This window comes from Nocardioides sp. URHA0020 (genome assembly GCF_000620705.1).
Lineage (GTDB): Bacteria > Actinomycetota > Actinomycetes > Propionibacteriales > Nocardioidaceae > Nocardioides.
This window is the reverse complement of sequence record NZ_KK211166.1, coordinates 157,163-179,802: the sequence shown is the minus strand read 5'-3', so window position 1 is coordinate 179,802 and position 22,640 is coordinate 157,163. Positions and strand designations below refer to the sequence as shown.

The 22,640-nt window shown below is 72.5% G+C and carries 27 protein-coding genes; 20 read left to right on the top strand and 7 right to left on the bottom strand.

Going from position 1 to position 22,640, the window contains the following annotated elements; all coding sequences use genetic code 11:
- The first annotated feature begins 55 nt into the window (after positions 1-55).
- From dapE to N542_RS26430, 5 genes are read left to right on the top strand one after another with little or no spacing between them, the layout of a single operon-like run.
- Positions 56-1,126 carry a succinyl-diaminopimelate desuccinylase gene (gene dapE / locus N542_RS0105315; RefSeq protein ID WP_197025865.1) on the top strand — a complete coding sequence of 357 codons (1,071 nt, stop codon included), beginning with the start codon at positions 56-58 and terminating at the stop codon, positions 1,124-1,126.
- Positions 1,123-1,854: a TIGR00730 family Rossman fold protein gene (locus N542_RS0105310; RefSeq protein ID WP_051551519.1), complete on the top strand. Its 732-nt coding sequence runs from the start codon at positions 1,123-1,125 to the stop codon at positions 1,852-1,854. Before dapE ends, N542_RS0105310 begins: the two co-directional genes overlap by 4 nt.
- Complete coding sequence (locus N542_RS23535; RefSeq protein WP_081795030.1) at positions 1,851-2,192, top strand: DivIVA domain-containing protein; 342 nt, start codon at positions 1,851-1,853, stop codon at positions 2,190-2,192. Before N542_RS0105310 ends, N542_RS23535 begins: the two co-directional genes overlap by 4 nt.
- Positions 2,193-2,207: 15 nt before the next feature.
- A complete protein-coding gene (locus tag N542_RS0105300; RefSeq protein ID WP_028643028.1) occupies positions 2,208-2,639 on the top strand; it encodes a hypothetical protein in 432 nt (143 codons plus the stop codon).
- 33 nt (positions 2,640-2,672) lie between these two features.
- Positions 2,673-3,437, top strand: a complete 765-nt coding sequence (locus N542_RS26430; protein ID WP_051551420.1) for a M14 family zinc carboxypeptidase — start codon at positions 2,673-2,675, stop codon at positions 3,435-3,437.
- On the opposite strand, the gene N542_RS0105290 is transcribed toward N542_RS26430, so the two are convergent.
- Both N542_RS0105290 and N542_RS0105285 read right to left on the bottom strand, forming a co-directional pair.
- On the bottom strand, positions 3,424-4,218 hold the full coding sequence (locus N542_RS0105290) for an enoyl-CoA hydratase-related protein (protein ID WP_028643027.1): 795 nt from the start codon (positions 4,216-4,218) through the stop codon (positions 3,424-3,426). The two genes, N542_RS26430 and N542_RS0105290, sit on opposite strands and share 14 nt — an antisense overlap.
- A gap of 12 nt (positions 4,219-4,230) precedes the next feature.
- Positions 4,231-5,004, bottom strand: coding sequence for a PaaX family transcriptional regulator (locus N542_RS0105285; RefSeq protein WP_028643026.1), 774 nt, complete (start codon positions 5,002-5,004; stop codon positions 4,231-4,233).
- 146 nt (positions 5,005-5,150) lie between these two features.
- Between N542_RS0105285 and N542_RS27055 the strand changes: the two genes are divergently transcribed.
- The gene (locus N542_RS27055) at positions 5,151-5,318 is read left to right on the top strand and encodes a DUF3117 domain-containing protein (RefSeq protein WP_081795029.1); all 168 of its coding nucleotides are present in this window, start codon (positions 5,151-5,153) and stop codon (positions 5,316-5,318) included.
- A gap of 4 nt (positions 5,319-5,322) precedes the next feature.
- Positions 5,323-6,873: a leucyl aminopeptidase family protein gene (locus tag N542_RS0105275; RefSeq protein WP_028643025.1), complete on the top strand. Its 1,551-nt coding sequence runs from the start codon at positions 5,323-5,325 to the stop codon at positions 6,871-6,873.
- A gap of 12 nt (positions 6,874-6,885) precedes the next feature.
- Here N542_RS0105275 and N542_RS23525 read toward each other — a convergent pair whose 3' ends face one another.
- Entirely contained in the window at positions 6,886-7,527 is a 642-nt protein-coding gene (locus tag N542_RS23525) for an O-methyltransferase (RefSeq protein ID WP_036506519.1), read from the bottom strand.
- A gap of 191 nt (positions 7,528-7,718) precedes the next feature.
- On the opposite strand from N542_RS23525, the gene sigE reads away from it, so the two are divergent.
- The 5 genes from sigE to N542_RS0105245 all read left to right on the top strand — a co-directional run bounded on the left by sigE (position 7,719) and on the right by N542_RS0105245 (position 12,593).
- The gene (gene sigE / locus N542_RS0105265) at positions 7,719-8,333 is read left to right on the top strand and encodes an RNA polymerase sigma factor SigE (RefSeq protein WP_051551419.1); all 615 of its coding nucleotides are present in this window, start codon (positions 7,719-7,721) and stop codon (positions 8,331-8,333) included.
- Positions 8,330-8,809, top strand: coding sequence for a zf-HC2 domain-containing protein (locus tag N542_RS0105260; protein WP_028643023.1), 480 nt, complete (start codon positions 8,330-8,332; stop codon positions 8,807-8,809). The genes sigE and N542_RS0105260 overlap by 4 nt, the downstream gene beginning before the upstream one ends.
- 43 nt (positions 8,810-8,852) lie before the next feature.
- Complete coding sequence (locus N542_RS23520) at positions 8,853-10,142, top strand: S1C family serine protease (protein ID WP_036506515.1); 1,290 nt, start codon at positions 8,853-8,855, stop codon at positions 10,140-10,142.
- 699 nt (positions 10,143-10,841) lie between these two features.
- Entirely contained in the window at positions 10,842-12,182 is a 1,341-nt protein-coding gene (locus N542_RS0105250; RefSeq protein WP_081795027.1) for an HNH endonuclease, read from the top strand.
- Positions 12,183-12,296: 114 nt separating this feature from the next.
- Positions 12,297-12,593: a DUF4193 domain-containing protein gene (locus N542_RS0105245; protein ID WP_028643021.1), complete on the top strand. Its 297-nt coding sequence runs from the start codon at positions 12,297-12,299 to the stop codon at positions 12,591-12,593.
- Positions 12,594-12,617: 24 nt separating this feature from the next.
- Here the strand turns inward: N542_RS0105245 and N542_RS0105240 are convergent, their stop codons facing one another.
- Positions 12,618-12,854 carry a helix-turn-helix domain-containing protein gene (locus N542_RS0105240; RefSeq protein ID WP_028643020.1) on the bottom strand — a complete coding sequence of 79 codons (237 nt, stop codon included), beginning with the start codon at positions 12,852-12,854 and terminating at the stop codon, positions 12,618-12,620.
- Between the two features lie 99 nt (positions 12,855-12,953).
- Between N542_RS0105240 and N542_RS0105235 the strand changes: the two genes are divergently transcribed.
- The 3 genes from N542_RS0105235 to N542_RS0105225 all read left to right on the top strand — a co-directional run bounded on the left by N542_RS0105235 (position 12,954) and on the right by N542_RS0105225 (position 15,733).
- Complete coding sequence (locus tag N542_RS0105235) at positions 12,954-13,667, top strand: hypothetical protein (protein WP_051551417.1); 714 nt, start codon at positions 12,954-12,956, stop codon at positions 13,665-13,667.
- A gap of 2 nt (positions 13,668-13,669) precedes the next feature.
- Entirely contained in the window at positions 13,670-14,884 is a 1,215-nt protein-coding gene (locus N542_RS23515; protein ID WP_051551416.1) for an AAA family ATPase, read from the top strand.
- A gap of 105 nt (positions 14,885-14,989) precedes the next feature.
- Complete coding sequence (locus N542_RS0105225; RefSeq protein ID WP_028643018.1) at positions 14,990-15,733, top strand: hypothetical protein; 744 nt, start codon at positions 14,990-14,992, stop codon at positions 15,731-15,733.
- A 26-nt stretch (positions 15,734-15,759) separates the two neighbouring features.
- On the opposite strand, the gene N542_RS0105220 is transcribed toward N542_RS0105225, so the two are convergent.
- Both N542_RS0105220 and N542_RS0105215 read right to left on the bottom strand, forming a co-directional pair.
- Positions 15,760-17,088, bottom strand: a complete 1,329-nt coding sequence (locus N542_RS0105220; protein ID WP_028643017.1) for a hypothetical protein — start codon at positions 17,086-17,088, stop codon at positions 15,760-15,762.
- A 12-nt stretch (positions 17,089-17,100) separates the two neighbouring features.
- Positions 17,101-17,466 carry a hypothetical protein gene (locus N542_RS0105215; RefSeq protein ID WP_028643016.1) on the bottom strand — a complete coding sequence of 122 codons (366 nt, stop codon included), beginning with the start codon at positions 17,464-17,466 and terminating at the stop codon, positions 17,101-17,103.
- Positions 17,467-17,594: 128 nt separating this feature from the next.
- Between N542_RS0105215 and N542_RS0105210 the strand changes: the two genes are divergently transcribed.
- Genes N542_RS0105210 through N542_RS27395 form a run of 4 tightly spaced genes read left to right on the top strand, consistent with a single transcriptional unit; the run spans position 17,595 to position 21,218 of the window.
- Positions 17,595-19,043 (top strand): WS/DGAT/MGAT family O-acyltransferase, encoded by a 1,449-nt coding sequence (locus tag N542_RS0105210; protein ID WP_028643015.1) that lies wholly within the window; start codon positions 17,595-17,597, stop codon positions 19,041-19,043.
- The gene (locus N542_RS0105205) at positions 19,040-19,387 is read left to right on the top strand and encodes a DUF6912 family protein (RefSeq protein WP_028643014.1); all 348 of its coding nucleotides are present in this window, start codon (positions 19,040-19,042) and stop codon (positions 19,385-19,387) included. The genes N542_RS0105210 and N542_RS0105205 overlap by 4 nt, the downstream gene beginning before the upstream one ends.
- Positions 19,388-19,431: 44 nt before the next feature.
- Entirely contained in the window at positions 19,432-21,060 is a 1,629-nt protein-coding gene (gene pruA, locus N542_RS0105200) for an L-glutamate gamma-semialdehyde dehydrogenase (protein WP_028643013.1), read from the top strand.
- A 2-nt stretch (positions 21,061-21,062) separates the two neighbouring features.
- Complete coding sequence (locus N542_RS27395; RefSeq protein ID WP_155992857.1) at positions 21,063-21,218, top strand: hypothetical protein; 156 nt, start codon at positions 21,063-21,065, stop codon at positions 21,216-21,218.
- Here the strand turns inward: N542_RS27395 and N542_RS0105190 are convergent.
- Complete coding sequence (locus tag N542_RS0105190; protein ID WP_028643012.1) at positions 21,203-21,685, bottom strand: DUF2505 domain-containing protein; 483 nt, start codon at positions 21,683-21,685, stop codon at positions 21,203-21,205. The genes N542_RS27395 and N542_RS0105190 overlap by 16 nt on opposite strands.
- A gap of 135 nt (positions 21,686-21,820) precedes the next feature.
- Between N542_RS0105190 and N542_RS0105180 the strand changes: the two genes are divergently transcribed.
- On the top strand, positions 21,821-22,627 hold the full coding sequence (locus N542_RS0105180; RefSeq protein WP_028643011.1) for a tryptophan 2,3-dioxygenase: 807 nt from the start codon (positions 21,821-21,823) through the stop codon (positions 22,625-22,627).
- The last annotated feature ends 13 nt before the right edge of the window (positions 22,628-22,640 follow it).

Sequence of the window (22,640 nt, the reverse complement as noted above, 5' to 3'; positions counted from 1 at the left end):
CCCGGAGCTGCGGTGTGGACTCCACCACGGTGCCCGCGCCGGCCCGGCTGGTTGGATGGTGCCCGTGACGATCCTCGACCTGACGACCGACGCCGTCTCCCTCACCGAGCAGCTGGTCAACATCGAGTCCGTGAGCCTCGACGAGCAGCGGATCGCCGACGCCGTCGAGCAGGCGCTGCGCGGGCTGGGCCACCTCGAGGTCGTACGCCGGGGCAACAACGTCATCGCCCGCACCGATCTCGGCCGCTCCGAGCGCGTCGTGATCGCGGGCCACCTCGACACCGTCCCGCTCAACGACAACCTGCCCGCCCGCCGCGAGGGCGCCCTCCTGCACGGCCTCGGCACCTGCGACATGAAGGGCGGCGACGCGGTCATCCTGCGGATCGCCGCGACCGTGCCCGAGCCCAACCGCGACGTCACCTTCATCCTGTACGACGCGGAGGAGATCGCCGCCGAGCACAACGGCCTGCGCCGGCTGGCCGAGACCGACCCCGGACTGCTCGCCGCGGACTTCGCGATCCTGATGGAGCCCTCCAACGCCGGCGTCGAGGCCGGCTGCCAGGGCACCCTCCGCGTCGAGGTCCGCACCACCGGCGAGCGCGCGCACACCGCGCGCGCCTGGCGCGGGTCCAACGCGATCCACAAGGCCGGCGCGGTGCTCCGGCGGCTCGAGGAGTACGTCCCCCGCAAGCCGGTCATCGACGGGCTCGAGTACCACGAGGGCCTCAACGCGGTCTTCGTCCGCGGAGGCGTCGCGGGCAACGTGCTCCCCGACGAGTGCGTCGTCGAGGTCAACCACCGCTTCGCGCCCGACCGCTCCGAGGCGGAGGCCGAGGCCTTCGTCCGCGAGTTCTTCGAGGGCTACGACGTGACCCTCACCGACTCCGCGCCGGGCGCGCTGCCCGGGCTCGCCCTGCCGGCCGCCCGGGCCTTCGTCGACCTCGTCGGCGGCGAGGTCCTCCCCAAGTTCGGCTGGACCGACGTCGCTCGGTTCAGCGCACTCGGCATCCCGGCGGTCAACTTCGGCCCGGGTGACCCGATGCTCGCCCACAAGCAGGAGGAGCACGTGCCCGTGGAGCACATCGAGCGCTGCGAGGCGCTGCTGACCAGGTGGCTGACGTCATGATGTCCAAGCGCAAGGGGCCGATCCTGCAGCGGCGCGACCAGGTCGACCACGGCACCACCGACCAGCGGCTGCTCGACTCGCGCGGCGCGACCGACTGGGTCCACACCGACCCCTGGCGGGTGCTGCGGATGCAGGCGGAGTTCGTCGAGGGCTTCGGCGCCTTCGCCGAGCTGGGCCCGGCGATCGCGGTCTTCGGCTCGGCGCGCACCCCCACCGACAGCCCCTGGTACGCCGCCGGCGAGGTCGCCGGGCGACGCCTGGTCGAGGAGGGGTTCGCCGTCATCACCGGCGGCGGCCCCGGTGCGATGGAGGCGGCCAACAAGGGCGCGTGCGAGGCGGGCGGCGTCAGCGTCGGCCTCGGCATCGAGCTGCCGTGGGAGTCGGGCCTCAACGAGTGGGTCGACGTCGGCGTCAACTTCCGCTACTTCTTCGCCCGCAAGACCATGTTCGTCAAGTACGCCCAGGGCTTCATCGTCCTCCCCGGCGGCATCGGCACCCTCGACGAGCTGTTCGAGGCGCTGACGCTGGTGCAGACCGGCAAGATCACCGACTTCCCGATCGTGCTCATCGGCACGGCGTACTGGCAGGGCCTGCTCGGCTGGCTGCGCGACACCGCGCTGGCCACCGGCACCGTCAGCGAGATCGACCTGGACCGGCTGATCCTCACCGACGACGTCGACGAGGCCGTCGAGCTGATGGTCTCCGCACGAGAGGCGCACGGCTCGTGACCTGGTTCTTCGCCATCCTGGTGGTCCTCGCGCTCGGTGGCGTCGCCCTGCTCGCCGCCGGCCGCGGCACCCCGCTGGCCGAGGTGTACGACGACCGCCCCGACGCCACCGTCACCGCGACCGGACCGCTCGCGGCCGACGACCTGCGCCGCGTGCGCTTCTCGCTGGCCTTCCGCGGCTACCGGATGTCGGAGGTCGACGCCCTCCTCGACCGACTGGCCCAGGAGCTCGCCCAGCAGCACGAGACGGCCGCGCCCGACCCCACGCCCGACCCCGTGTCCGACCCCACGCCCGACCCCGCGCCCGACCCCGGGCGTGGCGACGACGCCGCGCTGTAGGGCACACTTCGCACCGTGTCGACCGAGGTGACCGAGAGGGTCGTGTACGTCCTCACCGCGCTGGCCGCGGTGGTGGTCGTGGTCACGCGACTCCGGCTGGGCCGCGACCGCCGGGGCGCGGGTCGCCTGCAGATGGGCCGGGGACTGGTCGACGTGCACACCGTCGTCGGGGTGCTCGCGCTCGCGTCCTGGGTGGCCTTCCTGGTCGCCCCGGAGGACAGCTTCCTCGGCAGCTCGACCTTCGGCATCATCTCGTTGGCGTGCTGGTGGGTCACGGTGGTGGCCGGCCTGATGCTGCTCGCACGCTGGCGCCGCCCCCGGGGCCGCCACGCCGACCCCGGCGACGACGGCCCGTGGTGGGGTCCCGCACTCTCCGTCCTGGGGCACATCGGCCTCCTCGGCGGGGTCTGCTTCTTCACCTGGGCCTATCTCTTCTCCCGGATCTGAGCATCGTCGCCCGGGTGTGACAGGGTGCCGGGCATGCGTCTCGGACACCTGCTCGTCACCGCCACCGCGCTCGCCGCCGGATCACTGGTCGCCTCGCCGACCACCGCGACGTCGTACGCCGCACCCGCGCCGCGGGAGCGTCCGGCGGTGATCGAGAAGGTGGTGATCGGCCACTCGGTGAAGGGCCGGCCGATCGTCGCCTGGCACCTCGGCGAGCCCCGCGGGAAGCGGGTGCTGCTGGTCGCGACCATGCACGGCGACGAGGGCAGGCCGCGCCAGATCCTCAACGCGCTGCGCGACGGGCGCCGCATCCACGACCTCAACCTGTGGGTCGTGCCGGTCTACAACCCCGACGGCCTGGCGCGGGGCACCCGCAAGAACGCCCGTGGTGTCGACCTCAACCGCAACTTCCCCTACCACTGGGCCGACCTCGACGGGTCGTACGAGTCCGGCTCGCGTGCGGGCTCGGAGCCGGAGACCCGGGCGATGATGCGCTTCCTGCGCAAGCTGCGGCCCACGCGGATCCTCAGCTTCCACCAGCCGCTCCACGGCGTCGACACCGACACCAAGAGGCCGTCGTACTCCCGTCACGTCGCCCGGGAGCTGGGTCTCCCGCTCAAGTCCTTCACGTGCGGCGGCGTGTGCCACGGGACGATGACCGGCTGGTTCAACCGCAGGTTCGACGGCGCCGCGGTCACCGTCGAGTACGGCGCCCGCCCCTCCCGCACGCAGATGCGGACCCGGGCGCCGCGCCAGGTGCTCCGGATCTTCGGCGGCACCCGGATCACTCCCCGGTGAAGACCGGCTTCTCCTTGGCGACGAACGCGGCGACGGCGGCCCGGTGGTCGGCGGTGGCGCCGGTCTTGGTCATCATCGCGCTCTCGAGCTCCAGGGCCTCCTCGAGGGAGTGCCCGGCGGCGTACGCCACCGACTGACGCATCGCGCCGAGGGCGACGGTCGGGCCGGCGGCGAGACGGGCGGCGAGGGCACCCACCTCGGCGGTCAGCTCGTCGGCGGGGACGACCTTGGTCGCGAGCCCCAGCTCCAGGGCGTCGGCCGCGCTGATCGTGCTGGGGAAGTAGAGCAGCTCCATCGCCTTGGCTCGACCGACCAGCCGCTGGAGGTGATAGCTGGCGCCGGTGTCGCACGAGAGCGCGACGTTGGCGAAGGCCAGGTTGAAGCCCGCGGTGTCGGCGACGATGCGCAGGTCGCAGGCGAAGGCGAGGCTGGAGCCCGCGCCGGCGGCGACCCCGTTGACGGCCGCGATCACCGGCTTCGCCATGCCGGCGAGGAGGGTCACGGTCGGGTTGTAGTGCTTGTCGACCGTCGTGAAGAGCGCGTCGCTGCCGCCGTTCTCGAGGAGCTCGACGTGCTCCTTGAGGTCCTGTCCGGTGCAGAAGGCCTTGCCGGTGCCGGTCAGCACGACGCAGCGCACGGCCGGGTCGTCGGCGACCTGGCGGACGGTCTCGAGCAGCAGCTCCTTGGTGGCGATGTCGAGGCTGTTGTACGCCGCCGGACGGTTCAGCGTGATGGTGCCGACGCCGTCGGTGACGTCGAGCAGCACGGGGGACTCGGTCATGGACGCATGATGTCAGGCGCCCAGGCATCGTGCGACGAAGCGGTCGGCGCCGGGCTTGAGCCGGGTCGCCTCGGTCGCGAACAACGCGGCCGCGTCCCCTCCGGGCCAGTCGTCGGGGAGCAGCTCGTCGGGCAGGCCCGGGTCGGCGAAGAGGAACTTCCGCCACTCGTGGACCAGGTGGAAGCGGGCCGCGAAGGCCGCCTCGTCCTCGTCGTCGTGGGCGTCGAGGTGGTGGTCGACCAGGCCGTCGGCGCTCTCGAGCCAGCCGTCGTACGACGACCGGAGCGTGCTCAGGTCCCACGCGCCGGTCGGCTCGGGGTCGAACCGGTCGGCCCACGCGGTCCGCGCGGTGGCCCCGGCGCGCTCGAGGACCGAGTCGAGCTCCACGCGGGGGAAGGGGCTCACCCAGACGTTGTCCACGAGCTCGGCGTACCCCACGAAGGTCAGGTCGGCGCGCAGGCGGGCGCGGGTGGGCCGTTCCGGCGCCTGGATGAAGACGAGCTGCCAGCGGCCGTCCCAGGTCGGCACGCGCCGGCGGTAGATGCGGTGGCCGGCCTCGTCGAGCCGGCGGTTGGCGCGCTCGGTCGTCCGGTAGCCGCGAGCGCCGCTGAGCTGCACCGGCTCCAGCCACCCCTGCATGACCATCCGCGAGATCGCCGTACGCACCGCGGGGGCGGCGATCCCGACCGGGTCGAGCATCCGGACGACGGCCGCCACGGGGGCCTCGCTCCCGCGGGCGCGCAGGTGGTCTCCGTACACGTCGAAGAGTGCCGAGCGGGCCTGCATAGGCTGAGTCTGCCAGCCCTCCCCGTCGGCAAGTGTGTGCCCTGTGCGCCAGGTCACCGCGTCATGGGGGATAATGGTCTGCGCGATGGCGCAGCGAGCACGCTCGGAGGCTCGGCTGGCCCTGACAGGTAGAGGAAGGTGCGCGGATGGCGGCGATGAAGCCGCGGACGGGCGACGGTCCGCTGGAGGTCACGAAGGAGGGACGAGGCATCGTGATGCGCGTCCCGCTCGAAGGTGGTGGCCGCCTCGTTGTCGAGCTCAATGCCGAGGAAGCCGGTGCTCTCGGCAATGCCCTCAAGGATGTCGTCGGCTGACGCCGTGTCGGCACACCAGGCCTCACCACTTCCGAGCCAGGCCTCACCTCCCGACTTCGCCCTGAGTGCGGCCCTGCCGCACGCCGTGGTGGGGGTGGAGGTCGTGGCCCTGCCGGTCCTGCCCGGGGAGGACGGCTCCGCCGTCCTGCTCGGGCCCGGTGCGGCCGAGCTCTCGGACCTGCTCGGGATCGACCTGTACGGCGTCCTCGAGCTCTCCGAGGCGACCGGCCGTGCCGGTGAGGTGACGTCGGTGCCGGTGCCGCTGGGCACGCCCGACGGCGCCGACCTGGTCTCCGTGCTGCTCGTGGGGGTCGGCGCCCAGCGCGCCCAGGACTTCCGTCGGGCCGGGGCCGCGCTGGCGCGCGCGACCCGCGACCGCGATGCGGTGGCCACGTCGATCCCGGCGATCGCCCCGGACGTCGCGGTGACGCCGTTCGTCGTGGGCGCGATGCTCGGCTCCTTCCACTTCCACTGGCGCTCCGGTGCGCCCGAGCACCGGCCGGTCGCACGGGTCGTGCTCGCCGACGTGCCGGACGACCTGTCGCCGGTGCTGGCCCGCGCCGTCGCCGTCGGCGGCGCAGGCTGGCGCTCGCGACTGCTGGCGACGGTGCCCTCCAACCTCAAGAACCCCGCCTGGCTCGCCGACCAGGCCCGGGCGATCGCGACCGAGCACGGCCTCGAGCTCACCGTCTGGGACGAGAAGCAGCTGGCCGCCGAGGGCTTCGGCGGCATCGTCGGGGTCGGTCAGGCATCGGCCACCCCGCCGCGGCTGATCCGCCTCGACTACGCGCCGCCGAAGGCGACCCGTCGTACGCCGACGGTCGTGATCGTCGGCAAGGGCATCACCTTCGACACCGGCGGTCTCTCGATCAAGCCGGGCGAGGCGATGGTCAACATGAAGCGCGACATGACCGGCGGTGCCGTGGTGCTCGCGACCATGGCGGCCCTCGCCGCCGTCGGCTGCCCGGTGCGCGTCGTCGGGCTGGTGGCCGCCGCGGAGAACGCCGTCGGCGGCAACGCGCTGCGCCCCGGTGACGTCGTACGCCACTTCGGCGGGCGCACCACCGAGGTCAACAACACGGACGCCGAGGGCCGCGTGGTGCTCGCCGACGCCCTCGCCTACGCCGTGAGCGAGATCAAGCCCGCCGTGATCGTCGACGTCGCCACCCTGACCGGGGCGATGAAGGTCGCGCTCGGTCAGCAGGTCGGCGGGTTCTTCGCCAACGACGACGCGCTCGCCGACGTGATCGCGAGGGCCGGCGAGGCGGCGGGGGAGCCGCTGTGGCGCTTCCCGCTGAGCGACACCTACGAGCCCAAGCTCAGCTCGACGGTCGCCGACGCCGACAACGCGGCGGGCGGCCCGGGCGCGATCACGGCCGCGCTCTTCCTGCAGCACTTCGTCGGGGAGACCCCGTGGGCCCACCTCGACATCGCCTCGGTGGGCGACGCCCCCGAGGAGTCCTACGAGTGGACCACCGGCCCGACGGGCTTCGGTGCCCGCGCGCTGCTCGAGTGGCTCGGCTCGCCGGACCCGGTGGCCGCGGTCACCGGCTGAGCCTGCGTGCGCCTACTCGGCGTCCGGGCTCCACTCCTTCTTCGCGACCAGCAGCCCGTCTCCGACGGGCAGCAGCAACGGCACCAGGCCCGCGTGCTCGGCCACCTCGCGCCCGAGGTCGCGGATCGCGACCGTCTCCTCGTCGCGCTGGGCCGGGTCGGCGACCCGGTCGTGCCACAGGGCGTTGTCGAAGGCCACGACCCCGCCGGGTCGCAGCAGGCGCAGCGCCTCGGCGAGGTAGGCGGAGTACTCGCGCTTGTCCCCGTCGCAGAAGACCAGGTCGTAGTGGCCGTCGGTCAGCCGGGGCAGCACGTCGAGCGCGGCACCGGAGATGGTGCGGGCCCGCTGGTTGGCGAAGCCGGCCTCGGTGAAGGACTGCCGGGCCAGGCGCTGGTGCTCGGTCTCGATGTCGACGGTCGTCAGCACGCCGTCGGCGCGCATGCCGCGCAGCAGCCAGAGCCCCGAGACGCCGGTGCCGGTGCCGATCTCGACCACCGCGCGGGCGTCGAGGACCGAGGCCAGGAAGCGCAGTGCCGCGCCGCCACCGGAGCCGATCGGCGTCACGCCGACCTCGACCGCCCGAGCGCGGGCGGCGGCAACGACCTCGTCCTCATCGACGAACTCTTCGGCGTACGACCAGCTGGGAGGCTTCACCGGCCCAACGTATCGCGACAGCGACGCCGCGGGCGGGAACACCGGCCGCGGCTCGCTCGTTCTCCCCATCGAGCCCGGCACGAGGACACTGGCCTCACAGGATTCTCTCAGTACGTGTCCCTACGGTGACGAAAGGCAAGGCGTTGTTCCCGGATACGCGCAAGCGTGGCAAGCGAGTCGAGGAGGCTCCGGTGGACGTTCCCCAGGACCGGGTGGTCGAGGGTCCCACCGAGGGCGTGCCCACCTGGGAGGAGATCGTCGAGCGCCACTCCGACCGGGTCTACCGGCTCTCCTACCGCCTGACCGGCAACCGGCACGACGCCGAGGACCTCACCCAGGAGGTGTTCGTCCGCGTCTTCCGCTCGCTGTCCACCTACACCCCGGGGACGTTCGAGGGCTGGCTGCACCGCATCACCACCAACCTCTTCCTCGACCAGGCCCGCCGCAAGCAGCGGATCCGCTTCGACGCCCTCTCCGACGAGCGCGCCGAGCGGATCACCTCGGCGGCGCCGACGCCCGACCTGGCGTACGTCGACCGCACCTTCGACGACGACATCGAGCAGGCGCTCGCGACCTTGCCCCCCGACTTCCGCGCGGCCGTCGTGCTGTGCGACGTCGAGGGTCTGACGTACGAGGAGATCGCCGAGATCCTCGGCACCAAGCTCGGCACCGTCCGCTCGCGCATCCACCGGGGCCGCGCCATGCTCCGCACCGCGCTGGCCCACCGCGCGCCCAGCGCCGGCCGGGTCCGGTACGCCGGCCCCGCCTCGGGCCAGCTGCTCTCGGGCTGGGGGTCGGTGCAGTGATCGGACCGGTCGGACACCTCGGCACGAAGGTCAGCGCCCTGCTCGACGGGCGGCTCTCCGCCGACGACACCGAGCGGGCGTGGGCGCACGTGCACACCTGTCACGCCTGCCGTGACCTGGTCGAGCGCGAGGGCTGGGTGAAGACCAGCCTGGCCGGGCTGTCCTTCGGTCCCACCAGCGCCTCCGACAGCCTGAAGGGCTCCCTGCTGGGTGCCCTCCCGGCCACGCCCGACGACGATTTCCTCACGAGCGACCGCGACCACCGCCGGCGTCAGGTCGGCCTGGTCGCGCTCGGTGGCGGCGCCGTCGGCGCGGCGGTCGTGGGCGTGCTCGCGCTCGGGTTCGCGCCGGCCGACGCGCCCACCAACGACCGGCGCGCCCCCGCCTCGATCAACCAGAGTCAGGCTCCCCGGGTTCCGGCGACCAGCGACCCGCACCTGCTCCGCTCGTCGGTCTCAGCGACCCCCCGCAAGTAGCCCAGGAGGCATGAGCCTTCGGGTCACGGGACATGATGGTGTCGTGAGCCACGACGACGCCCCTCCGTCCGGCGCCGAGCCGACCCAGCCCCTCCCGGTCGCGCCCCCGCCGCCGGCCGGCCCCGCGCCGAGCTGGGTGCCGCCGACGACGCAGCCGCCGCCGTACGTCGGGTGGCAGCAGCCGACCCCCTTCGGCGCGCAGCCGCCCCCGCCGAACCGCCCGCCCGCTGGGCGCAGCCGGGTGCCCGGCTGGCTCTGGCCGGTCGTGTGCGTCCTGGCCCTGGTGCTCGGCGTCCTCGGCGGCCTGGTCGGCGGCGCGGCGTACGAGGGCCTCCGTGACGACGCGGGCACCGTGAGCGGGGGCCTCGACGACGTGGACACCGTCTCGGAGCCGCCCCTCGAGGCCGACAACGGCTCGATCGCGGCCGTCGCCCAGAAGATGCTGCCGAGCACGGTGCAGATCATCGCGGAGTACGACGGCAAGGCAGGCGGCGCGACCGGCTCGGGGTTCGTGCTCGACCGGCAGGGCCACGTGATCACCAACAACCACGTCGTCTCCGATGCTGCGAAGGACGACGGCCCGATCCAGGTCGTCGACCAGGACGGCAACCGCTACAAGGCCACGATCGTGGGGCGCAGCCCCGTCTACGACCTGGCCGTCCTCTACGTCCCGAAGGCGCGCGGGCTCTCGCCCGCTGCCCTGGGCACCTCGCGCCGGCTCGTGGTCGGTGAGGGCGTGGTGGCCATCGGCTCGCCGCTCGGGCTGAGCTCCACGGTGACCGCAGGCATCGTGAGCGCGCTGCACCGCCCGGTCACCACGGGTGACTCGAGCAACGACTCGTCGTACATCAACGCCGTCCAGACCGATGCCGCCATCAACCCCGGCAACTCCGGTGGTCCGCTGGTCAACCTGCAGGCCCAGGTCGTCGGCGTGAACTCCGCGATCGCGACCACCGGCGGCTCCATCGGGGGTGAGTCCGGCAGCATCGGCGTCGGCTTCGCGATCCCGATCGAGCAGGTGAAGATCACCGCCGACCAGATCCTGCGCACCGGCAAGGCGCGCTACCCGATCATCGGCGCCAAGGTGCAGACCGGTGAGTCCGACGGCACCGGCGCGACCGTCGACTCCGTCGGCTCCGGCACCCCGGCCGCCGACGGTGGCCTCCTCAAGGGCGACCTGATCACCGAGGTCGACGGTGCCCGCGTCACCGACGGCATCGCCCTGATCGTCGCCATCCGCACCCACCAGCCCGGCGAGACCGTGAAGTTCACCGTCGTCCGCGACGGCGACGAGCGCACCGTCACCCTGAAGCTCGACGGCGAGGTCGGCTAGCCCCACCGGCGCCGGGTGTGGGTGAGGGCTGCCGGGGCCGGGCGTTCCGGTGGTTGAGGTGTGAGGGCCGCCAGGCCCGAGCCTCGAAACCCCGGAAGGCCGACGGAGGCCTGCGGCCGGGCGGTTGATGCAGGCCGACAGGCAGCGAGGGCGGGTACGGCGAGCTGGGGCCCCGGTCGGCCTCCCGGGCCTGAGCCCCCCGGTGGTTGAGGTGTGAGGGCCGCCAGGCCCGAGCCTCGAAACCCCGGAAGGCCGAGCGCGGCCTGCGGCCGGGCGGTTGTCGCGCGCCAACAGGCGGAGAAGGCGTACGGCCCACCGGTGGTTGAGGTGTGAGGGCCGCCAGGCCCGAGCCTCGAAACCCCGGAAGGCCGAGCGCGGCCTGCGGCCGGGCGGTTGTCGCGCGCCAACAGGCGGAGAAGGCGTACGGCGCACCGGTGGTTGAGGTGTGAGGGCCGCCGGGCCCGAGCCTCGAAACCCCGGAAGGCCGACGGCGGCCCGCGGATCGTCGTTCTGCGCGCAATGGGGTGGAAAACGCGCGTACGCCGAGGGGGTCTCGACGGCGCTCGCTGGCGCTCGCTGCTCGACCACCGGGTTGGTCGCGGGCCGGGTCTCGACGACGTTCGCTGTTCGACCACGGGGGAGGCACGGAACCCGCGCTTGGACCATTGCGGTTCGAACACACGTTCGATACAATGAGACATGGCCCAGCACTCCGCACCTGACGCGCCTCGTACGGTGCCGACCGCGGCCGCGCGCCAGGGCCTCGAGCAGCTGCTCGCACCGCTTCAGTCCGAGCTCTCCGAACGCGAGCTGGTCGACACCCTCCGGCTGTTCGAGGACGTCAAAGCCACGCTGTGCGCCGCCCAGGCCACCGTCACCGTGCGCCTCGACCAGGCCGTCCGCGCCCGTCACGCCGCAGCCCGGGTCCCTGCCGCCCAGCAGGGCCGCGACGTCGCCGGCCTGATTGGATACGCCCGACGCGAGTCACCGGCCAGAGGACGCCGCCTCCTCGGCCTCGCACACGCCCTGACCGAGCAGCCCCACACCCACGCCGCGATGGCCGCCGGCGAGTTGTCGGAGTGGCGGGCGACGCTCATCAGCCGTGAGACCTCCTGCCTCTCGCGTCAGGACCGCGCCGTCGTCGACGCCCACATCAGCGCGCGCCGGCCGGACGGCACCTACCCCTTCGAGGGGTGGGGCGACCAACGCCTGGTCGCCGAGACCCAACGACACGTCATCGCCCTCGACCCCGAAGCGGTCGTCAACCGCCGGGCCAGGGCCGAGGCTGACCGGCACGTCACCATGCGCCCCGCCCCCGACACCATGGCCCGGCTCTCCGTCCTGCTGCCCGCCGCCCAAGGCGTCGCCGTGTGGGCCACCCTCACCCGAGCCGCCGAACACGCCCGATCCACCGGCGACCCCAGAAGCCGGGGCCAGGTCATGGCCGACACCCTCGTCGAGCGCATCACCGGACTCGCCCACGCCGACAACGTCCCGGTCACCGTCAACGTCGTGATCTCCGACCAAGCCCTCCTCGACGGTGACCACCAACCCGCTTGGCTCCAGAGCTACGGACCCGTCCCCGCCGACACCATCAGCCCCGACTCCATGACCGCGATCCGCAGGCTCTACGCGAAGCCCACCAACGGCACCCTGGTGACCATGGAGTCCACCGCCCGGGAGTTCCCCACCGCCCTGGCCCGGTTCATCGAGCTCCGCGACCGCACCTGCCGCACTCCCTACTGCGACGCACCCGTCCGGCACCGCGACCACGCCCAGGACCACTCCCGCGGTGGACCGACCACCGCCACCAACGGACAAGGCCTCTGCGCCCACTGCAACCACGCCAAGCAGGCGCCCGGCTGGGCCGCCGGACCCATCCACGGACCACCTCAACAGCCCCACACCATCCGCACCATCCTCCCGACCGGCCACGAGATCACCACGTCGGCGCCACCGACACCACGACCCAGCACCCTGCGACCCACCAGCACCGCCGAGATCCACCTGAGCCAGATTGCTCTCGAGTACGCCGCCTGAGGTGCTCTCGAGTACGACGCCGGCACGCCTGCGGACGGGTCGACGTCGCCGCGATTGCAGGTTGTTGCACCGGACGGGGCTATGGTTCGCGCTCTGCCCCGGAAGGAACTGCATATGGCTACGGACTACGACGCGTCCCGCAAGACTGAAGACGAGCAGAAGGAAGAGAGCCTCGAGGCACGTCGCCTCACCTCGGGCGAGCAGGATAAGACCTCGGGCAAGGTGGACGAGGACGAGGCCGAGCTCGCGGACACGTATGAGCTGCCCGGTGCGGATCTCTCGCACGAGACGCTCTCGATCGAGGTCACGCCCAAGCAGGCCGACGAGTTCACCTGTACGTCGTGCTTCCTCGTGCAGCACAACTCCCGGCGCGACGCTCCGGGCGTGGACCTCTGCCGCGACTGCGCCTGAGCCTGAGCCTGAGCCTGAGGGCAGCTACGCCTCGGGCTCGGCGTCGACGAACGGATGCTCGTCGACGAAGGTGCGCGTCTCGGAGTACATCCGCTGGATGAACTCCTCGAGCTGCGCTGCCTCGACCCGCCACTGGCCGCGGCCGCCGATCTTGATCGCCGCCAGCTCGCCCCGGCGTACGAGCGCGTAGACCTGCGCGCTGGAGGTGTTGAGCACCTCCGCGACGTCGGCGAGCGTGAGGAAGCGGGGCGACGCGGACATGCGTCCCATCGTCGCACCTCGCTGGGTGGCCCGCGCGGCGCCTCGCGCGCCTGTGGAGGAGCGGGTTTCGGTCGAGCGCCCAGGGGTGATCATGTCGTCGTGAGTCTCGGGGTCAGGCACGACGACCCGGACACCGGTCGCCGGGCCGGTGCTCGGGCGGCGACGCCCGTGCCGCCGGCGGCACGGGCCACGACGCCGGGGTGGCGTGACCTCCGGCTCTGGGTGGGTCTCCTGATCGTCGCCGTCTCGGTCGTGGCCGGTGCGCGGCTGCTGGCGGCCGCCGACGACACCGTCGCGGTGTGGGCGGTGGCCGCCGACGCGGGGCCGGGCGCCGCACTCAGCGAGGACGACCTGGTGGTGCACCGCGTGCGGTTCGCCGAGTCCTCCGACCTCGCCGGCTACTACCGCGTCGACGACACCCTGCCGGGCGAGCTGCGGCTGGTCCGCGGGGTCGGCGCCGGCGAGCTGCTCCCGCGCGGAGCGGTGGGTGCTGCCGACCAGCAGGCCGACACGGTGGAGCTGCCGGTGGCTGTCGAGTCCGAGCAGGTCCCGCCGGCCGTGCACTCCGGGTCGGTCGTGGACGTCTACCTCGTGGGCGACCCGGCTCGAGGAGCCAAGCAGACGGCCGCACCGGGCAGCCCGGTGCTGACCGAGGCGACCGTCGTCGACGCCCCCAGCGCGGACGACGGGTTCGGTGGCGCCACCGGGCGTCGTCAGCTGGTGCTGGCCGTCCCGCAGGACGACGCCGCGGCGTACTTCGCGGCGGTCGCCTCCCTGGAGAGCCCGTTGCTCACCGTGGTGCGCCGGGGCTGAGCATGGCGGAGCGGGTCGTCGTCCTGATCGTCGCCTCCGGGGCGGCATGGGAGCCCGAGGCGCTCAGGTTGATGAGCGACCACCCCCGCATCGTCGTGCTCAAACGGTGCGTCGACGTCGACGACCTGCTCGCCGCCGCGACTGCCGGGCAGGCCGACGTGGCGGTCGTCGGCCTGGACGCGCCCGGCCTGGACCGCGCGGCCGTCGACCACCTCCGCGCGCACGCCGTCCGCGCCGTGGCCATCGCCTCCAGCGGGGCCACGCTCGACGGGGGCCGGCTGCGCGCAGGACGGGTCGGCATCCCGGTGGTGGTGCCCGACGACCGGCTCGACACGCTGGCCGACGCGATCTGCGCCGACGACCGGCCGCAGACCGTCGTACGCCGTCCCGCCGAGCCGGCTCCGGATGGTCCGCCGGTCCAGCGCACCGCGGCGGTCGCCGGCCGGGTCGTCGCCGTCTGGGGACCGGCCGGATCGGGCCGCACCACCCTCGCCGCGGCCGTCGCCGCCGAGATCGGGCGGCGCCGACGGCGGGTCGTGCTCGTCGACGCCGACCCGTACGGCGGGGCGATCGCGCAGCAGCTCGGGATCCTCGACGAGGTCTCCGGACTGCTCGCCGCGGTCCGCCTCGATGCGGCCGGCCAGCTCGAGCAGCGGCTGGGCTCGGTGCAGCGTGGGCTCGACCAGCACCTGAGCGTCGTGACGGGACTGCCCCGCGCCGACCGCTGGGTCGAGATCCGGGCCGGCACCCTCGAGCACCTGCTGTCGTTGGTGAGCACCGGGGCCGAGGTGGTGGTCGACACCGGCTTCAGCATCGAGGAGGACACGGTGCCCGACCTGAGCGGCCGGCCGGGTCGCAACCAGATGACGATGGACGCGCTGGACGCGGCGGACGACGTGCTCGTCGTCGGTGGCGCCGACCCGGTCGGGCTGTCCCGACTGGCGCGTGCGCTGGTGGAGCTCCGGGAGCGGCGCGGCGGCCGTCCCGTCCAGGTCGTGGTCAACCGGATGCGACCCACCCTCGGCTGGACCGAGCGGGAGATCGTCGCGATGGTCTCGGAGTTCGCGCGCCCCAGCGCCGTGCACTTCCTCCCGGACGACCAGCCGACCGTCGACCGCGCCCTGGTCTCGGGGCGCACCCTCGTCGAGGTGGGGGACTCCGACCTCGGTCGCGCCGTCGCCCGCCTCACCGACGGGCTGCTCCCGACCGTCGGCTGAGGGCCGACGGGACAAAGCCACCCGCCCGGATCCCTCAGGCGCGGGCCGCGACGGCCGAACCTTCCTCTGTGGGAACTTGATGACCTGGAGCCGGCGGCCGCCGAGATGGAGGCGCGCCTGCTGTACCCGAACGGGCGGCGCACCCCTGCGGTGTCGCCGCTGCTGGGCTCGGTCGTCCCCGCGCTGCTGCCGCGGATGTCGCGCGTCGAGCTCGAGATGCTCGGCACGATGCGCGGCCCGGTCAGCCCGACCGTGCTGCCCGCCGGCGCACCCCCCGACCTCCTGGTGAGCCAGGTCCGGGTCCGGGCCAACCTGGTGCGCTACTACCTCGACCTGATGCCCGGCCTGCAGCGGATGCACCGCAACGGCGTCGACGCGCTCTGTGACGTCGCCACCGTGCTGCACCTCGAGCGCTGGATCCAGCCGGGGGTCGCGACCGAGACCATGCGCCCGCTGCGCCAGCTGGTCGGTCCCGAGGAGGAGCTCGGGTTCGGGCCGGCGTACGACGAGGTGCTCGACGTGCTCCACGGCATCGCCGACTTCACGGGCAGTGCCCGCCGGGTCCGGGCGGTGACGGAGGCGTGGATCGCCCGCCCGGAGCTTTACTGGGACGGCATCGCCGACACGTTCCTCGCCACCGCCGCCGTCACCGGCCGTCAGTCCGCGCTGCGGATGGTCACCCGGGTCACCGCCGTCTCGAGCGCGACCGTACGGCGCAGCCCCGTCTTCCGGGCCACCCGGCTGCGAGCCGCCGCCGTGATCCTCGCCGACGTCGTCGAGGAGGACCTGGTGGCCGCCGCCAGCGAGCCGTGGCACGCCGGGATCGCGGCCGGCCCGACGGCCGTGTAGCAGCCTCCAGCAGGGGCCAGCAGCTGTCAGGCGGCGAACAGCAGGTAGAGCCCGCCGACGGTGAACGCGATCATCGCCGCGAGCAGCGGCAGCTGACCGGTCAGCTGGTGGCGCGGCGGCAGGATCCGGATCGCGCGGTCGTGCGCGGCGACCACGCCGAGCACGTGACCGGTGACGACCGCGAGCACCTTGATGTTGGCCAGCAGCGTGGGGTGATAGCTCAGCCAGTAGTTCACGTCGAGGTTGCCGGTGCCCAGCAGGTTGCTGCCGTTGCTCAGCGGGTCGCTCAGCTGGATCAGCGTCAGCTGCCCGACCTCGACCAGGTAGCTCAGGTAGTGCGCGATGACGTAGCCGACGACGATCGGCACCACCGAGTGCGCGAAGAGGTTGGGCAGCTGGCTGCGCTGGAGGTCGTCGCCGAGACCGGTGAGCATCGTGCCGGCCGCGAAGATCGCCCCCACGCCGACGCAGAAGGTGAGCAGGGCGAGGTTGTTCAGGAGGTACGGCGACACGTCGCGGGCCTGGACGAACTGCACCCAGCGCGTGGAGTCCTTGAAGGAGTCGAAGGCCGTGCTGCCGAAGAGCACCGCGACCACGCCGACCAGTCCGGGCAGCGCCGGAGTGGTGTCGAGGTTGGCGAGCGGGCTGCGGACCACGAGCACGCCGTCGCGGCGGCCCCAGGCGGACATCCGCGACACCAGCGTGGAGTAGACCTCGAACGGGTCGGCCCGCTCGTAGAAGACGTTGCCGAAGAGCGCGCCACCGACCAGCATCACCGCGACGTACGCCGCCGCCCAGAGCCGCACCGGCCCGATCTCGGTGGAGTACGGGTAGACCAGCTCGAGCCAGACGAACGCGAAGAGGCCGAGGACGGCGGGCCAGTGTCCGAGCCGCTCGGGGTAGGTGAAGACACCGCGCTCGGGGTCACTGCCGGAGACCTTCGCGAAGGCCAGGTTGATCGTGCGGACCGGGCTGATCGCCTTCCACACCGGTCCGAGGAGGAGCGAGAGCGGGACCAGTCCCACCCACCACCACACGTAGAACACCCCGAAGAGCGGGTTGATCACCAGGTCCTTGCCGAGGATCGCGGCGGTCCCGACGTACAGGAAGAGCGCGAGGCCCAGGACCCGCCACAGCACGCGCCACCCGGTGGAGTCGACGACCGCGCCCAGCCGGGCCGGCGCGGGTCGACCGGAGGTCGTGGCGTCGTAGCGCGGCGTGCGCCAGGCGACCGCCAGGACGGTGAAGGAGATCACCAGGGCGGCGGTCGCTCCCGCGATCGCCAGCTCCGGGGAGATCGGGAGGTCCTTGGCGCCGCCGATGCCGTGGGCGAGCGTGCTGCCGTCGGGTGACACCTCGGCCGGCCGTCAGCGCACTTCGAGCTGGACGATGACCTTGTCCAGCGTGTGCGACTCGACGTCGACGGTGCCCGGCTGGTCGATGCCCGTGATCGTCACGGTGGACTCGCCGGCCTCGTACTCGAGCTCCTGCTCGGGCGAGGAGTGCACGTGGATCTCGCCGGCCTTGTCCGCGGTCACGTCGAGCTCGATGTCCTGACCCGAGGCGACCTCCACCCGCTCGCCGCTCGGGGTCACCGCGTCGCCGTCGAAGGTCACCGTGATGACCTTCGGGTCGGACGAGCCCGCGTCCGACGGGCTGTCCGAGTCACCGCACGCGGTGGTGAGGGTAAGAGTCGCCAGCACGACGGCAGCGGCCGCGAGGGTACGACGCATGGTGGATCCTTCCCGTCTGTTCCGGGCAGGGCGGACCTACCGACGATGACGTCTGTCAGAATCCCACGTGGCACCAAGTGCCGGCAGCGCGACCCCTCGGAAGGTCGGCGGAGACGAAAGGGCAGCGGATGAGTGAGCGGCTTCGCCCGCGCGACGTGGCCCTGCTCGCCGAGGAGTCGCCCTCCACGCCGATGCACAACGCGACGGTGGAGATCTTCGAGCCCGGTGCCTCCGGCTTCGACTACCCGCGCCTGGTCGAGCTGGTGCAGGACCGGATCTCCTTCGTCCCGCGCTACCGCCAGCGCGTCCAGGTCGTGCCCGGCCGGATCGCCAACCCGGTGTGGGTGGACGACGAGCACTTCGACATCGGCTTCCACGTACGCCGCTCCGCGCTGCCGCGTCCCGGCAGCCTCGACCAGCTCCGCGAGCTGGTCTCCCGCATCGTCTCGCGCCCGCTCGACCGCAGCCGGCCGCTGTGGGAGGTGTACGTCATCGAGGGCCTCGCCGACGGCCAGGTCGCGCTGCTCAGCAAGTCCCACAACGTGCTCGTCGACGGCATCGACACCGTCGACCTCGGTCAGGTGCTGCTCGACACGAGCGCGGAGCCCAAGGAGCTGGGCTCCGACGACTGGCGCCCGCGTCGCTCGCTGTCGCCCTTCTCGCTGATGGCCGGGGCGGTCAAGGACTCCGCGACGGACACCGACGTGGTCGTCGACACGGTGCGGACGACGACCGGCGCCGTCGTGAGGGGCGCGGCGGCCGGCGCCCGGACGACCGGCCGGGTCGTCGACGCGCTCACCAACCGGACGCCGCGCTCCGACTCGCCGATCATCGGGCCGCTCTCGCAGCAGCGCAGCGTGGTGACCGTCCGGACCGACCTCGCCGACCACCGCAAGGTGCGCGAGGCCCACGGCGGCACGGTCAACGACGTGGTGCTCGCGGCGATCACCGGCGGCCTGCGGGCCTGGCTGATGACCCGGGGGGAGTCGATGCGGGGCATCCGGAGGATCCGGGCGCTGGTGCCGGTCTCGGTGATCGACGACGAGCTCGAGCCCACCTCGCTCGGCAGCCAGATCGCCGCGCACTTCGTCGACCTGCCCGTGGGCGAGGCCAGCCCGCTCGTGCGGCTGCACCAGGTGTCGTACTCCTTCCTCGCCCACAAGGAGACCGGCCGCAGCATCCCGGCGTCGCGGCTCGCGGGGATGGCCGGCTTCGCTCCGGCGACCTTCCACGCCCTGGGAGCGCGGGTGGCCGGCGCCGAGCGCCGCAAGGGCTACCAGCTCTGCGTGACCAACGTCCCGGGTCCGCAGGCGCCGCTGTACGCCGCGGGCGCCCGGATGGTCGCCACCTACCCCGTGCCGCCGCTCTTCGAGGGGCGGCCGCTGGCGATCGGCGTGACGTCGTACGACGGGTCGGTCTTCTACGGCTTCAACGCCGACCGCGTGATGCTGCCCGACGCCGACCTGATCGGGCAGTGCGTGCGCGAGGCGCTCGACGAGCTCGTCGACTCGGCCTCGCCCAGCCGCAACCGTGCACCGCGCGGTCGCCGCAAGCGCCGGACCCCGGAGAAGTCATGACCACCCGGGTCTACGTCCCGCTCACCGTCGCCCTGCTGGCCGAGCTGCACTCCTCGGGCGAGCTCACCGTCACCGACGACGCCGTGCTCGCCCCCGACGACAGCGAGGAGGGGGAGTACGCCGCGCTGATGACCGCCGCCGACGCCTCGTCCGCGCTGCTGGACGGCGGCGGTCGTCGGGTCGTCGTCGTGGCCGAGCTGGAGAAGGAGCCGGAGACGGGCTGGACGATCCCGCTGCGACGGATCGTCGCGGTGCACGCCGACGAGGCCGACCGCCCGGCCGACGCCGATCCCGACGAGGACCTCGGGTGGTACGCGATCGCGGAGATCCCGCACCTCCTCTAGCGACCGGTTTGGGGCCCACGACCGGGAGTGAGAGCATCGCAAGCATGGACGCCGTCACCACTCCTCCCGCCCCGATCAACGAGACCGTTCTCAACTATGCGCCCGGCTCTGCCGAGCGTGCGGAGCTGCTCGTCGAGATCGAGAAGCTGGAGCGGAAGCAGAAGGACCTCAAGGCGCACATCGGCGGGCGCCGCAAGGCCGGTGGCGGCGAAGAGATCAAGGTCGTCCAGCCGCACGACCACCAGCACGTGCTGGGTGTCCTGAAGAACTCCACGCAGGCCGACGCCCGCGCCGCGGTCAAGGCCGCGGCCGACGCCGCGCCCGGCTGGCGCGCGATGTCGTACGACGATCGCGCGGCCGTCCTGCTCAAGGCGGCCGACCTGCTGGCCGGTCCCTGGCGCCAGCGCCTCAACGCGGCCACCGTGCTCGGTCAGTCGAAGACGCCGTACCAGGCGGAGATCGACTCGGCCTGCGAGCTCATCGACTTCTGGCGCTACAACGTCACCTACGGGCGCGAGATCCTCGCCGACCAGCCGATCGCCAACAGCCCCGGCGTCTGGAACCGCACCGACCACCGCCCGCTCGAGGGCTTCGTCTACGCGATCACGCCCTTCAACTTCACCGCGATCGCCGGCAACCTGCCCACGGCTCCCGCGCTGATGGGCAACACCGTGATCTGGAAGCCGTCGCCCACCCAGCAGCTCGCCGCGTCGCTGACGATGGAGCTGCTCGAGGAGGCCGGGATGCCGCCCGGCGTCATCAACATGCTCCCCGGCGACGGCCTCGAGGTCTCCAAGGTCGCGCTCGCCAGCCCGGACCTCGCCGGCATCCACTTCACCGGATCGACGCCGACCTTCCAGCACCTGTGGCGCGAGGTCGGCAACAACATCGAGAGCTACCGCGCCTACCCGCGCATCGTCGGCGAGACCGGCGGGAAGGACTTCATCGTCGCCCACCCGTCGGCGGACCCCGACGTCGTGCGGACCGCGATGATCCGCGGTGCCTTCGAGTTCCAGGGCCAGAAGTGCTCGGCCGCCTCGCGGGCCTACGTCGCCCGCTCGGTGTGGAAGAGGATGAAGGACTCGTTCCTCTCCGAGATCGAGTCGATCACCATCGGCGACCCGACCGACTTCACCAACTTCATGGGCGCGGTCATCGACGACCGGGCCTTCGCCAAGCACCAGAAGGCCGTCGACCGCGCCAAGCGCTCGCGCAAGCTGGACATCCTCGTGGGCGGCACGCTCGACGACTCGGTCGGCTACTTCGTCAGCCCGACCGTGGTCGAGGGCGGCGACCCCACCGACGAGATGTTCACGACCGAGTACTTCGGGCCGATCCTGGCCGTCCACGTCTACGAGGACGCCGACTTCGAGCGGGTCGTGCTCGCGATGGAGTCGATCGCGCCGTACGCCCTGACCGGCTCGATCATCGCCCAGGACCGCCGGGCGATCGCGTGGGCCCAGGCGGAGCTGCGCTTCGCGGCCGGCAACTTCTACATCAACGACAAGCCCACCGGCGCCGTCGTCGGTCAGCAGCCCTTCGGCGGTGGCCGGGCGTCCGGCACCAACGACAAGGCCGGTGCCGCGGTCAACCTGCTCCGGTGGACCAGCCCGCGGTCGATCAAGGAGACGTTCGTGCCGCCCACCGACTACCGCTACCCCTACCTGGGCTGACCGTGATCCTCCCGATGCACATGGGGGCGATGCACCCCTACGAGCAGGCGCTGACGATCGCCCTGGCGTTCGGCCCGTTCCTGGTGCTCGGGGGCGTCATCGTGCACCGTCGTCGGCAGGACGACCCGGAGAGCGCCGAGACTCAGCGCGACAGGTAGGCGTGCGCGACCCTCTCCTCCTCGCGCAGCGCCTTGCGCAGCATGTCGGCGATCAGCTTCTCGACCTTGCCGCCCACCAGCGGGATGCTGACGGAGATGGCCACCTCGAGCGTCTCCGTCGTCGTGGTGCCGTCCTCGACGAGCGTGTTCGACCCGACCATCTGACCGGGCTTGCCCGGGATGGACACGTGGAGGTCGGCGTACTCCGCCGACGTCCACTCCTCGCGCTGCACGATGTTGATCTCCGAGCCCACGAGCCTGGTGGCGTACGACGGCAGCCCCGCCGCCGGCCGCACCTGGTCGACGACGGCCGTCGTCACGTCGCCGGCGGTCTCGATCGTGAAGCTGCCGTCGGTGCAGCCCTGCGCCACGATGACCTCGTGGCGGTAGGCCGGGTCGTCGAGCATCGCGCTGACCGCGGCGAGCGGTGCGTCGTACGTCATGGTGTGCGTGAGCTGGGTGCTCATCGTCGCCCCTCCCGGTGGGCGGTGCCCGAGCGCTGCTCGGCCGGGGTGGCGTCGTACGTCAGCTCGTGTCGGAGGCTCATGGGCGCCATCATGCCGGGCAACGGCCCGACCGAAACGCCTCGTTAGTCTCGACCCATGACCGACGAGAGCTTTGTGTCCTTTGGCGAGCAGGGCGCGCAGCTCACCTACGGCAGCTACCTCCGGCTGCCGCAGCTGCTGGACTCCCAGCACCTCGAGTCGGACCCGCCCGCGCACGACGAGCTGCTGTTCATCACGATCCACCAGGTCTACGAGCTGTGGTTCAAGCAGCTGCTGCACGAGGTGACCGCGGCGCGCGACGCGATGCTCGGCGGGGTCGACGGCGGACGGCTGTGGTGGGCCCAGCACCTGCTTGCACGGGTGCACGTGATCGAGCGGACGCTGATCCAGCAGGTCGACGTCCTGGAGACGATGACCCCGCAGGACTTCCTGGAGTTCCGCCAGCAGCTGGCGCCGGCGAGCGGCTTCCAGTCGGTGCAGTTCCGCGAGCTCGAGTTCATGTCGGGCGCCAAGGACTCGTCGTACCTGCAGCGCTTCAAGGGGATCACCGAGCTGGAGCGCCAGCACCTCGATGCGCGGCTGGCCGAGCCGACGCTGTGGGACGCCTTCCTCCACGTCCTCGACTCCTCCGGGTTCGCCACCGGCAGCGACGAGGAGGTCACCGCGTCGCTGCGCACGGTCGCGCACGATCGCGACCAGCACGCCGTCGTGTGGGCGCTCGCCGAGGCGCTCCTGCAGCATGACGAGCTCGCCGCGAGCTGGCGCGCGCGGCACGTGGTGATGGTGGAGCGGATGATCGGCGCCAAGTCCGGGACCGGCGGGTCGAGCGGCGCGACGTACCTCCGCTCACGGCTGCCGGTGCAGTACTACCCGCTGCTGTGGGAGCTGCGCAGCGCGCTGTGACCCGTCCGACCGC

Excerpts from the sequence above, each read along its gene's own strand:
- dapE (WP_197025865.1), top strand. The coding sequence starts at position 56 with ATGGTGCCCGTGACGATCCTCGACCTGACGACCGACGCCGTCTCCCTC.
- N542_RS0105310 (WP_051551519.1), top strand. The coding sequence starts at position 1,123 with ATGATGTCCAAGCGCAAGGGGCCGATCCTGCAGCGGCGCGACCAGGTC.
- N542_RS26430 (WP_051551420.1), top strand. The coding sequence starts at position 2,673 with ATGCGTCTCGGACACCTGCTCGTCACCGCCACCGCGCTCGCCGCCGGA.
- N542_RS0105290 (WP_028643027.1), bottom strand. The coding sequence starts at position 4,218 with ATGACCGAGTCCCCCGTGCTGCTCGACGTCACCGACGGCGTCGGCACC.
- N542_RS0105285 (WP_028643026.1), bottom strand. The coding sequence starts at position 5,004 with ATGCAGGCCCGCTCGGCACTCTTCGACGTGTACGGAGACCACCTGCGC.
- N542_RS27055 (WP_081795029.1), top strand. The coding sequence starts at position 5,151 with ATGGCGGCGATGAAGCCGCGGACGGGCGACGGTCCGCTGGAGGTCACG.
- N542_RS0105250 (WP_081795027.1), top strand. The coding sequence starts at position 10,842 with ATGGCCCAGCACTCCGCACCTGACGCGCCTCGTACGGTGCCGACCGCG.
- N542_RS0105245 (WP_028643021.1), top strand. The coding sequence starts at position 12,297 with ATGGCTACGGACTACGACGCGTCCCGCAAGACTGAAGACGAGCAGAAG.
- N542_RS0105240 (WP_028643020.1), bottom strand. The coding sequence starts at position 12,854 with ATGTCCGCGTCGCCCCGCTTCCTCACGCTCGCCGACGTCGCGGAGGTG.
- N542_RS23515 (WP_051551416.1), top strand. The coding sequence starts at position 13,670 with ATGGCGGAGCGGGTCGTCGTCCTGATCGTCGCCTCCGGGGCGGCATGG.
- N542_RS0105225 (WP_028643018.1), top strand. The coding sequence starts at position 14,990 with ATGGAGGCGCGCCTGCTGTACCCGAACGGGCGGCGCACCCCTGCGGTG.
- N542_RS0105215 (WP_028643016.1), bottom strand. The coding sequence starts at position 17,466 with ATGCGTCGTACCCTCGCGGCCGCTGCCGTCGTGCTGGCGACTCTTACC.
- N542_RS0105210 (WP_028643015.1), top strand. The coding sequence starts at position 17,595 with ATGAGTGAGCGGCTTCGCCCGCGCGACGTGGCCCTGCTCGCCGAGGAG.
- N542_RS0105205 (WP_028643014.1), top strand. The coding sequence starts at position 19,040 with ATGACCACCCGGGTCTACGTCCCGCTCACCGTCGCCCTGCTGGCCGAG.
- pruA (WP_028643013.1), top strand. The coding sequence starts at position 19,432 with ATGGACGCCGTCACCACTCCTCCCGCCCCGATCAACGAGACCGTTCTC.
- N542_RS0105190 (WP_028643012.1), bottom strand. The coding sequence starts at position 21,685 with ATGAGCACCCAGCTCACGCACACCATGACGTACGACGCACCGCTCGCC.
- N542_RS0105180 (WP_028643011.1), top strand. The coding sequence starts at position 21,821 with ATGACCGACGAGAGCTTTGTGTCCTTTGGCGAGCAGGGCGCGCAGCTC.